General features: G+C 72.6%; 10 protein-coding genes. 5 read left to right on the top strand and 5 right to left on the bottom strand.

Annotated features, from left to right (window positions below; genetic code table 11):
- Positions 1 to 171: 171 nt before the first annotated feature.
- Complete coding sequence (locus tag ABT300_RS37025) at positions 172 to 1,797, bottom strand: monocarboxylic acid transporter (RefSeq protein WP_351685555.1); 1,626 nt, start codon at positions 1,795 to 1,797, stop codon at positions 172 to 174.
- Positions 1,794 to 2,150 (bottom strand): DUF485 domain-containing protein, encoded by a 357-nt coding sequence (locus tag ABT300_RS37020; RefSeq protein ID WP_351685552.1) that lies wholly within the window; start codon positions 2,148 to 2,150, stop codon positions 1,794 to 1,796. The genes ABT300_RS37025 and ABT300_RS37020 overlap by 4 nt, the downstream gene beginning before the upstream one ends.
- A 294-nt stretch (positions 2,151 to 2,444) precedes the next feature.
- On the opposite strand from ABT300_RS37020, the gene ABT300_RS37015 reads away from it, so the two are divergent.
- Together ABT300_RS37015 and ABT300_RS37010 are read left to right on the top strand one after the other, a co-directional pair.
- Positions 2,445 to 3,977: a S8 family serine peptidase gene (locus ABT300_RS37015; protein WP_351685549.1), complete on the top strand. Its 1,533-nt coding sequence runs from the start codon at positions 2,445 to 2,447 to the stop codon at positions 3,975 to 3,977.
- 139 nt (positions 3,978 to 4,116) lie between these two features.
- On the top strand, positions 4,117 to 5,529 hold the full coding sequence (locus ABT300_RS37010) for a CoA transferase (protein ID WP_351685546.1): 1,413 nt from the start codon (positions 4,117 to 4,119) through the stop codon (positions 5,527 to 5,529).
- A 65-nt stretch (positions 5,530 to 5,594) separates the two neighbouring features.
- On the opposite strand, the gene ABT300_RS37005 is transcribed toward ABT300_RS37010, so the two are convergent.
- The 3 genes from ABT300_RS37005 to ABT300_RS36995 all read right to left on the bottom strand — a co-directional run bounded on the left by ABT300_RS37005 (position 5,595) and on the right by ABT300_RS36995 (position 8,056).
- A complete protein-coding gene (locus ABT300_RS37005; protein ID WP_351685558.1) occupies positions 5,595 to 6,266 on the bottom strand; it encodes a lysoplasmalogenase in 672 nt (223 codons plus the stop codon).
- A gap of 50 nt (positions 6,267 to 6,316) precedes the next feature.
- Complete coding sequence (locus ABT300_RS37000; RefSeq protein WP_351685543.1) at positions 6,317 to 7,192, bottom strand: sterol desaturase family protein; 876 nt, start codon at positions 7,190 to 7,192, stop codon at positions 6,317 to 6,319.
- Positions 7,193 to 7,345: 153 nt separating this feature from the next.
- Positions 7,346 to 8,056: a VIT1/CCC1 transporter family protein gene (locus ABT300_RS36995; protein ID WP_351685540.1), complete on the bottom strand. Its 711-nt coding sequence runs from the start codon at positions 8,054 to 8,056 to the stop codon at positions 7,346 to 7,348.
- A 268-nt stretch (positions 8,057 to 8,324) separates the two neighbouring features.
- Here ABT300_RS36995 and ABT300_RS36990 point away from each other — a divergent pair, with 268 nt between their 5' ends.
- The 3 genes from ABT300_RS36990 to ABT300_RS36980 all read left to right on the top strand — a co-directional run bounded on the left by ABT300_RS36990 (position 8,325) and on the right by ABT300_RS36980 (position 10,567).
- Entirely contained in the window at positions 8,325 to 9,326 is a 1,002-nt protein-coding gene (locus ABT300_RS36990; protein ID WP_351685537.1) for a DEDDh family exonuclease, read from the top strand.
- A 116-nt stretch (positions 9,327 to 9,442) separates the two neighbouring features.
- Complete coding sequence (locus ABT300_RS36985; protein ID WP_351367102.1) at positions 9,443 to 9,676, top strand: metallothionein; 234 nt, start codon at positions 9,443 to 9,445, stop codon at positions 9,674 to 9,676.
- A 99-nt stretch (positions 9,677 to 9,775) separates the two neighbouring features.
- Positions 9,776 to 10,567 (top strand): SURF1 family cytochrome oxidase biogenesis protein, encoded by a 792-nt coding sequence (locus ABT300_RS36980; RefSeq protein WP_351685534.1) that lies wholly within the window; start codon positions 9,776 to 9,778, stop codon positions 10,565 to 10,567.
- Positions 10,568 to 10,633: the final 66 nt, after the last annotated feature.

The raw sequence follows: 10,633 nt of genomic DNA, 5'->3' as shown, positions 1-10,633 counted from the left end.
CGCCCAACTCTATTTGTTTTTTCATTCTTAGTTTTAAAGAGTGTTAAAATTCAGAACACAGAAACCCCCCCCTCCCCCCCTGGGGGCCCCGGGGCGGGGTGGACGCTAAATTCCGCGCGGCCGCGGCAGGAGCGTGACCGGTGGGCGTCCGCGCCCCCGGATCCGGTCGCCTCAGTGGGCTCCGGCGCCGGTCAGGGAGCGGACCTCCAGCTCGGCGTACTTGCCGTCGTCCGCCTTCTCCTTCGACACGAGGGTGCCGACGATGCCCAGCAGGAAGCCGACGGGGATGGAGATGAGGCCGGGGTTCTCCAGCGGGAACCAGTGGAAGTCGACGTCGGGGAACATCGAGCTGGGCTTGCCGGAGACGACCGGCGAGAACAGCACCAGGCCGACGGCGGTGACCAGGCCGCCGTAGATCGACCACAGGGCCCCCGACGTGGTGAACCTCTTCCAGAAGAGGCTGTAGAGGATCGTCGGGAGGTTGGCGGAGGCGGCGACGGCGAAGGCGAGGGCGACCAGGCCGGCGACGTTCAGGTCGCGGGCGAGGGCGCCGAGCAGGATGGAGACCGCGCCGATGCCGACGGTGGCGTAGCGGGCCGCGTTGATCTCCTGCTTCTCGGAGGCCTGCCCCTTCTTGATGACGTTGGCGTAGATGTCGTGGGCGAAGGACGAGGACGACGCGAGGGTGAGGCCGGCGACGACCGCGAGGATGGTGGCGAAGGCGACCGCCGAGATGGTGGCCAGCAGGATGGCGCCCCAGTTGGAGTCGACGCCGCCCAGATGGAGCGCCAGGAGCGGCGCCGCCGTGTTGCCGGCCTTGTTGGAGGCGATGATCTCGTCCGGCTTGATGAGCGCGGCGGCGCCGAAGCCGAGGGCGAGGGTCATCAGGTAGAAGGCGCCGATCAGGCCGATGGCCCAGAGGACCGACTTCCGGGCGGCCTTGGCGGTGGGCACCGTGTAGAAGCGGATCAGGATGTGCGGCAGGCCCGCGGTGCCGAGGACGAGGGCGATGCCGAGCGAGATGAAGTCCAGCTTGGTGGTGCCGGTGGCCCCGTACTTCAGGCCCGGCTCCAGGAAGGCCGCGCCCTTGCCGCTGTTGTCGGCGGCCGAGCCCAGCAGGTCGGAGACGTTGAAGTCGAACTTGAGCAGCACCAGGAAGGTGAGCAGCAGGGCGCCGGCGATGAGCAGGACGGCCTTGACCATCTGCACCCAGGTGGTGCCCTTCATGCCGCCGATGGTGACGTAGACGATCATCAGCACGCCGACGAGGGCGACGATGGCGATCTTGCCGGCGTCGCTGGTGATGCCCAGCAGGAGCGAGACCAGGACGCCCGCGCCCGCCATCTGGGCGAGCAGGTAGAAGATCGAGACCACGATGGTGGAGGCGCCGGCGGCGGTGCGGACGGGACGCTGGCGCATGCGGTACGCGAGGACGTCGCCCATGGTGTAGCGGCCGGAGTTGCGCAGCGGCTCCGCCACCAGCAGGAGGGCGACCAGCCAGGCCACCAGGAAGCCGATGGAGTACAGGAAGCCGTCGTAGCCGAAGAGGGCGATGGCGCCGGCGATGCCGAGGAAGGACGCGGCGGACATGTAGTCGCCGGAGACGGCGAGGCCGTTCTGGAAGCCGGTGAACTGGCGGCCGCCGGCGTAGAAGTCGGCGGCGTCCTTGGTCTGGCGGCCGGCCCAGACGGTGATGACGAGGGTCGCGGCGACGAACACCGAGAACAGGACGATGATCAGCGTGCGGTGCTCACTGGCCTCGCCCGCGGCGAGCAGGGTGTGCTGTGCGGGGCTCATTCGCCGCTCTCCATCCGGGACTTGATCGCGTCGGCCTTGGGGTCGAACTTGGCGGCGGCGGTCCGCGCGTACCACCAGGCGATGAGGAACGTGGTGAGGAACTGGGCGAGGCCGAGGGTCATCGCCACGTTGAAGTTGCCGAAGAGCTTGGTGCCCATGAAGTCGCCCGCGTAGTTGGAGAGCAGGACGTACAGCAGGTACCAGGCGATGAAGGCGACGGTCAGCGGGAAGGCGAAGCCGCGGTAGGCGCCGCGCAGTTCACCGAACTCCGCGCTCTCCTGCACCGCGACGAACTCCTCGGTGGTGGGGAGCCGGGTGGGGGTCTTCGAGGGGGGCGGTGTCTCGGTGGCCACGGAGTCTCCTCGCATTGCGGACGGGCGGGTCGGGCGGGGCTCGATCGTGCACGGGCTCCCTGACCAAGGGCACGGCGGCGCGCTAGGGGCGGTTCAACTCGATCGGGTACTTCTCGCCCGGGCGCCGTCGCGTCCGTGCGGGCAACGACGGCGGGCCCTTTCGGAAGTCGTCGCCCGAGGTCGTTGCTGGCCGGCGAGTCAGTTGGATAGCTTCGGTCTGCACCACCCGTCATGTACCTGACCGAGCAGGATCTGTGCTCGGTCAGGCCCCTTTCCGGATGATGTGGAGACCCCATGGCTCATCTGCCTTCCAGACGCCGCCTCGCACTCACGGCGCCCGTCGTGCTGTCGCTGACCGCCTCCCTCGGCTTCCTGCCGACGGCGGCCTCCGCGGCTCCGGTCACGACGTCCGCCACCCGGGCGACCGACGCCCCGGCCCTGGCGTACGTCGTCAACACGAGGGCGGACCACCGCACGATCGGGTCGGTGAAGAAGGCGATCGCCTCGGTCGGCGGCACCGTCGTGGCGTCCTACGAGAAGATCGGCGTGCTCGTCGTCCACTCGGCGAACCCCGACTTCGGTCCGCGGATACGCGCGGTGCGGGGCGTGCAGTCGGCCGGCGCCACCCGGACGACTCCGCTGAGCCCCGCGGGGACCACCGACGAAGGCGCGGTGCAGGTCCTGTCGAAGGCGGAGGCCGCGAAGGTCGCGAAGGCGTCCGGCGCGGCGGGTCAGAGCGAGCCGCTCGAGGCGGACCAGTGGGACCTGCGCGCGATAGGCGCCGACAAGGCCGCCACGGTCAACCCGGGCAGCAGGAGGGTCACGGTCGCCGTGATCGACACCGGCGTCGACGACACCCACCCGGACCTCACCGCGAACTTCTCCGCGTCCCAGTCGGCGAACTGCGTCGGCGGCGTCGCGGACACCGCCCCCGGCGCGTGGCGCCCGTACAACCCGACCGAGGACTACCACGGCACCCATGTCGCGGGTGAGATCGCGGCCGCCCGCAACGGCGTCGGCGTCGCCGGCGTGGCTCCGGGCGTCAAGGTCGCGAGCATCAAGGTGAGCGACCCCAAGGACGGCCTCTTCTACCCGGAGAACGTCGTCTGCGCGTTCGTGTTCGCCGCCGACCACGGCGTCGAGGTCACGAACAACAGCTACTACGTCGACCCGTGGCTGTACAACTGCATGGACGACCCGGACCAGCGGGCCATCGTCGACGCGGTCAACAGGGCCCAGCTGTACGCCCAGAAGAAGGGCACGCTCAACGTGGCCTCGGCGGGCAACTCCAACCACGACCTCGACTCCGACGCCATCGTGGACGCGTCCAGCCCCGACGACGGCACGCCGGTGTCGCGCACGATCGACCCGCACGAGTGCTTCGACGTGCCGACCCAGCTGCCGGGCGTCGTCACCGTGAGCGCGACGGGCGTCAAGGGCGCCAAGTCGTACTACTCGACCTACGGGCTCGGTGCGATCGACGTGGCGGCTCCGGGCGGGGACAAGTACCAGATCCCGGACACGCCGTCGGCCAACGGGCGCATCCTGTCGACGCTGCCGAACAACACGTACGGCTACCTGCAGGGCACCTCGATGGCGTCGCCGCACGTGGCCGGCGTGGCCGCGCTGCTGAAGTCGACGCATCCGTACGCGAGCCCCGCCCAGCTGCAGGCGCTGCTCAAGCTCCAGGCGGACAGCACGGCCTGCCCGACCGAGCCGTACGACGGTGACGGCAACGGCGTCGTGGACGCGACGTGCGTGGGCGGCAAGCGCCTCAACGGCTTCTTCGGCCACGGCGTCGTGAACGCGCTGCGCGCCGTGAAGTAAGGCGCCCCGCAGCCGCCCACCGCGGCGCACGGGTCCCAGGGCCGGGCGGTCATCCGCCCGGCCCTCTCGCATGCCCGGAGACCCGGCGGACGGCGCATCGACCCATAGGTTGATTGAATCAATGATGCATCATGCAGTCATGACTGACGTCGGGTTCGCATGGTCGGAACTGGGCGGCGATCCCGCTCTCCTCGAGCACGTGACGACGGTCGCCCGGGAGGACGCCCTGCCGTCGCGACTGCCGGTGCGGCGCCTGGCGCGCGCCTGTGTCGGCGCGTGTGCGCTGGCCGCGGCCGAGCTGGGGGCGCGACGGGCCGGCCTGCCCGGAACGCCCGAGGTGCGGGTGGACGACGGCGCGGTGGCGGCAGCATTCGTCAGCGAACGGCAGACGCTGATCGACGACCGGGCGCCGGTGCTCTTCGCCCCGCTGTCCCGGTTCTGGCGGACCGCCGACGGCTGGGTGCGCACCCACGCCAACTACCCGCACCACCGCGAGCGCCTGCTGCGCGCCCTCGGCCTGCCCGCGGACGGCTACAGCGCCGACGGCGGACCCGCCGCCGTCGAGGCCGTTCTCGCCGGACGCCGGGCGCAGGACGTCGAGGACGCCGTGCACGCGGGCGGCGGTCTGGCCTTCGCGCTGCGCACGCCGGGGCAGTGGGCGGCACACGAGCAGGCGGCCGCGATCGCCGAGCGGCCGCTGGTCGAGCGGCGCAGGCTGGACGGGGCACGCGCGCGTGCGCTCGCGCCGGTGGACGGCGGTCCCCTGCTGCCGGCCGCCGGAGTGCGCGTACTGGACCTCACCCGCGTCCTCGCCGGGCCGGTCGCCACCCGCACGCTCGCCCTGCTGGGCGCGGACGTGCTGCGACTGGACGCGCCCGGTCTGCCCGAGCTCCCGGACCAGCACGCCGACACGGGCTTCGGCAAACGCTCGGCCCTGCTGGACCTCGCCGCGGACCGACGGGCCTTCGAGGAGCTGCTCGCGACGGCGGACGTCGTCGTCACCGGGTACCGGCCGGGCGCGCTCGACCGGTTCGGGCTCTCCCCCGAGGCGCTGGCCGAACGCCGGCCCGGAGTGGTCGTCGCGCAGGTGTCGGCGTGGGGCGCGTACGGGCCCTGGGGCGACCGCCGTGGCTTCGACAGCCTGGTGCAGGCGGCCACCGGCATCGCGGCCGTCGAGGGGTCGGCCGAGCAGCCAGGAGCGCTGCCGGCACAGGCCCTGGACCACGGGACCGGCTATCTGCTGGCGGCCGGGGTGCTGCGGGCGCTGACCGAGCAGTCGGCCGACGGCGGCGCACGTCTCGTCCGGCTGGCGCTGGCCCGGACGGCGGCGTGGCTGACCGCGGGCGGCCCGGCCGGCGTGGAGGCCGGACCGGGACAGGACGTGCGGCGAACCGGGACCGGCCCGCTCGACCCGACGCCGTGGCTCGCCCGCACCGACAGTCCGCTCGGGCGACTGCGGTACGCCCTGCCGCCGGTGCGCTTCGCCGGCGGGCCCACCGACTGGGCGCGCCCGCCGGGCCGCTGGGGAGCCGATCCGGCCCGCTGGCTCTGACCTTCCGGCCCGCCCGTCGGGCAGGCGGCTCTGAGCTGCGGGGCCTCTGGCCCGGGGCCGGTGAGTCACCCGGGGCCGGCGAACGCCCGTCGGCCGTCGGTCTGTTCCCGCGTCGGGCGCGGCTCGCCGAGGGAGCCGCGGACCAGCAGGACCTGGGCCGCGAGATAGGTGAGCATGATCCACAGGTCGGGGCGCGGCGGCTGCGGCCAGTGCGCGACGCCGGTGGCGATGAGCGTGTCGGAGAGCAGGAAGAGCGCGCCGCCGGCGCCCGCGACCGGGCCGAGCCGGGCGGCGGCGGTGCAGGCCATGGCCGTGAGCAGGGTGCTGTAGACGGCGACGGGCAGGCGCAGCTGTGCGGGCAGACCCGGCATCAGCAGCACGACCGTCGTGATCAGGGCGACGGCGTAGCAGGGAGCGAGCAGCAGGGACCCGGCGCGGGAGCGGCCGACGCGGAGGAACAGCACGAGGTAGCAGACGTGCCCCGCGGCGAAGGACGCCATGCCGGCGAGGAAGGCGGCGTCGGCGTCGAACAGCAGCAGGGCGTCGCCGCCCCAGCCGCACAGCAGGGCGGCCACGAGGAGCCGGGGCGCGTCGCGCCGGGCCGCCCAGGCGGCGAGGAGGGGCATCAGGAGCGGCTTGGCGACGGCGTGTCCGGGCTCGAAGCCGACGGCGAGGCTGAGCAGGTCCACGGCGGCTGCGAGCGCGAACAGGCCGCGCAGGACGGACTTCGCGGACAGGATCGACTCGGTGGACCTGGCGGACGGGCCCGACGGAACGCGGGAGCGGATCACGCGGCCGTGGTCTCCTCGACCGGCGCCGCCGGACGGGGCGGGGGCGCCGGCTGCCAGCCCGGCCCGCCGAAGACCCGTCCCGCCCGTTCGCGCCAGTCCGCGGCGGCCCTGACGTCCTTGGCGATCGCGACGTACTCGTGGGTCGCCACCTTGATCGGGTTGAACGTGTTGATGTTCTTGGTCAACCCGTACACGGGCCGGTCGGTCTCGGGCACGAAGGAGCCGAACAGCCGGTCCCACACGATGAGGATGCCGCCGAAGTTGCGGTCCAGGTAGCCGCCCTGGGAAGCGTGGTGGACGCGGTGGTGGGACGGCGTGTTGAACACGAACTCAAACCACCGGGGCATGCGGTCGATCCGCTCGGTGTGGATCCAGAACTGGTAGACGAGGTTGGCCGAGGAGCAGAAGGCCAGCGCGGCCGGGTGGACGCCGGCCGCGACGAGCGGCACGTAGAAGGGCCAGACGGTCAGCGTCGTCCAGGGCTGGCGCAGGGCGGTGGTGAGGTTGAACCTCTCGCTGGAGTGGTGGACCACGTGGCAGGCCCACAGGACCCTGATGACGTGGTGGCCGCGGTGGGACCAGTAGTAGAAGAAGTCCTGCGCCAGCAGCATCAGCGGGAGCGTCCACCACAGGACGGGCACGCGCAGCGGCGTCAGCTCGTAGATCGCGGTGTAGATCGCCACGATCGGGATCTTCCAGACGAAGTCGAAGACGAGGCTCCCGAGCCCCATGCCGACGCTGGTCACGGCATCCTTCGTCTCGTACCCGGCGGCGTCCTCGTCGGGATGGACGCGGACGCTGATGATCTCGATCACGGTGAGCAGCACGAAGGCGGGTATCGACCACAGCACGACATCGGGCAGGTTCGGCATGCAGGCACCGTAGAACCGCTGGTGGGCGACGGCTAGACGGTGTTACCGACAAGTATTTCCAGGGGTATGCGCTTGCTTGTTGGCGATCCCCGCCAACCCCCGCCGCCCCCGGCCGACTCGCGGCGGCGGATCTCCGCCGGCTCCACACGTCCTTCACACCCCCGTGGCCCCCAGCAGCGAGCCGACCACGTACGTCACCCCCATCGCCAGGGCCCCGCCGCACACATTGCGCACCACCGCCCGCCCGGGGGCCGCGGCGCCCAGCCGGGCGGCGGACCAGCCCGTGGCGGTCAGGGCCACCAGGACGGACACGACGGTCACCGGGACACGCCAGTCGGCCGGGGGCAGCACGACGGCCAGGAGCGGCAGCAGGGCGCCCGCGGTGAAGGCGAGGAAGCTGGCCCAGGCCGCATGCCAGGGATCGGTGAGGTCGTCGGGGTCGATGCCGAGCTCCACGCGCGCGTGCGCCCGCAGGGCGTCCCGTTCGGTGAGCTGGACGGCCGCCTCCCGGGCGACGTCCCGGGACAGGCCCCGTTCCTCCAGCAGGCCCGTCAGCTCCTCCAGTTCGGCCTCGGGCTGCTCGCGCAGCTCCCGCCGTTCCATCGCGAGCGCGGCCTTCTCGGAGTCCCGCTGGGTCGACACGGAGACGTACTCGCCCGCCGCCATGGACATCGACCCGGCGAGCAGCCCGGCGAGCCCGGCCGTCAGCAGCGCCGAGCGATGGTCGGTCGCGCCGGCCACGCCGACGACGAGACCCGCGGTGGAGACGATGCCGTCGTTGGCGCCGAGGACCGCGGCGCGCAGCCAGTTGAGCCGGGATCCGAGCGAGCCCTCGTGGGCCTCGGCGTGGGTGGGTTCCGTCACAGGACGGAGGATGACACCTCGCAGGCCCCGGGTCGCGCTGCGACGCCCGACCGCACGGAGGACGGGGTCCGAGGGCGGGCGGCGCGGCGGGGGAAGCAGTGGCGGAACTTCGTAGCGCGCGGCCTGAGTTGCGCCGCCGTCGACGGGAGGCCGGGGACACGCGTGCGTGCGCACCGCGAACTCCCGTGCGGTCCGGAGGACTTCCCGGGCCCTGCGCCGCGGGGCGGGGGCGGCGGGGTGTCGGTGGGGGCCCGTATCCTCAGTGACCATGCTCGAAGACCACACGACGACAGCGTCCTCCCCCACGGAGTGGCCGACCGCGTATCCCCGGGGATACGCGGTCGTTGACGTGGAGACCACCGGACTGGCGCGGGACGACCGGATCGTCTCCGCGGCCGTCTACCGGCTGGACGCGCGCGGCGAGGTCGAGGACCACTGGTACACCCTGGTCAACCCGCAGCGCGACCCGGGCCCGGTGTGGATACACGGTCTGACGAGCGACGTCCTGGCGGGCGCCCCGCTCTTCCACGAGGTGGCGGAGGAGTTCGCCGCCCGGCTCGACGGCCGGGTGCTCGTCGCGCACAACGCGGTCTTCGACTGGCAGATGATCGCGCGGGAGTACGCGCGTGCGGAGCGTGAGGCCCCGGTGCGGCAGCGGCTGTGCACCATCGCGCTGTCCAAGGAGCTGGGGCTGCCGCTGCCCAACCACAAACTGGAGTCGCTGGCGGCCCACTTCGGCGTCGTGCAGCAGCGGGCGCACCACGCGCTGGACGACGCACGTGTGCTGGCGGAGGCGTTCCGGCCGAGCCTGCGGGCCGCGGCGGAGGGCGGAGTGCGGCTGCCGCTGCTCGAGTGCCGTCCGCTGACGGAGTGGGCCGACCGTCCGGCGCCCCTGATCGGGCGGCAGGCGAGCGGCCCCGGCGGCGGCTACGGCGGCTACCGGCCCAGCAGTTGGCGGCCCTCCCGCAAGAGGCCGGCCTGTCCGTATCCGAACCCGGGTCGGTACGAGGACGGCAAAAGGCTCAAGCAGGGCATGCGGGTCGCCTTCTCGGGAGACACCTCGGTCGAACGCGAGCTGCTGGAGGACCGTGCCGCCGAGGCGGGGCTTCATGTCGCCACGAGCCTGTCCCGGCTGACCAGCCTGCTGGTCACCAACGACCCCGACTCGGGCACGTCGAAGGCGGTGAAGGCGCGGCAGTTCGGGACGCCCGTGGTGGACGAGGCCGCGTTCGGGCAGCTCCTGCGGGACGTGGAGCCCGCCGACGGGTGACCCGCGCGGACGTCTGCGCGACTCCGGCGGCGCCGACCGGTGCGTACGGGTGATTGCCGTGCGACTCGCCCGCCGCCCGCTCGCCCGCACGGGGGCGACGGCTCACCCTGTGGCCCATGGCGAGATGCGAAGTTTGCGGCAATGACTACGGAATGACCTTTGAGGTGCACGCGCAGGGCGCGGTCCACGTCTTCGACTGCTTCTCCTGTGCGATCCATCGCATGGCCCCCATCTGCGAGCACTGCAGGGTGCAGATCATCGGCCAGGGCGTCGAGGTGGAGGGTCACTGGTACTGCGGCGGGCACTGCGCCCGCGCGGAGGGCCGGGTGGGGATCGTCGACAAGGTCTGAGCCCGCTTGCGGCGGCTCCTCGTCCTCGGAGCCGGCCGCCGAAGACGTCCCGCGGCACCCGGCCGCATGCACCCCACGACCGAGTTGTACGGTCGTGGGGTGTACCGCTTCCTGTTGTCCCGGCAGTGGGTGATCCTCACGCTGGTCTCCCTCCTCCTCATCCCCACGATGATCAGGCTGGGCTTCTGGCAGATGCACCGCTACGAGGAGCGCACCGCGCGCAACCAGCTCGTCTCCGACGCGCTGGCCGCCGACGCGGTGCCCGTCGAGAAGCTGACCGCCGTCGGGCACGTCGTCACCCGCGGCGAGCGGTACCGCAGCGTGAGCGCCGCCGGCGTCTTCGACACCGCGCACGAGGTCGTCGTCCGGCGCCGGGTCAACGCCGACGACACGGTCGGCTTCCACGTCCTCACCCCGCTCGTCCTGACGGACGGCAAGGTGCTGCTCGTCAACCGGGGCTGGATCCCCGCGGACGGCCCGAGCCAGACCGTCTTCCCCGAGATCCCCGCGCCGCCCGGCGGCAAGGTCACCGTCACCGGGCGGCTGATGCCCGACGAGACGACGGCGGCGAGCGGCATCAAGGACCTCAAGGGGCTGCCGGACCGCCAGATCATGCTGATCAACAGCGAGCAGGAGTCCCGGCGGCTCGGTGCGCAGGTGCTCGGCGGCTACATCGCGCTGACCGCGCCCGATCCCAAGGGCGACAGCCCCGAGCTGCTGGGCCCGCCCGGCAGTGAGGACGCGGCACTGAACTTCGCCTACACCATCCAGTGGTGGCTGTTCGCCGCGGGCGTCCCCGTCGGCTGGCTGGTCCTGGCCCGCCGCGAGGCCCGCGAGCGGGCGGCGGCGGCCGCCGGGGAGACCGAGCCGGCCGAGCCGGCGACGGTGTAGCGGGCGTGCCGGCCCGGGGGCGGCCCCCCCCCCCGCCGCCCGGGGGGGGGGGGGGGGCCGCCCCCC

This window comes from Streptomyces sp. NPDC001027 (assembly GCF_040299045.1).
Classification (GTDB): Bacteria; Actinomycetota; Actinomycetes; order Streptomycetales; family Streptomycetaceae; genus Streptomyces.
The sequence above is the reverse complement of the archived record's forward strand: the minus strand, read 5'-3'. Positions and strand labels throughout refer to the sequence as shown.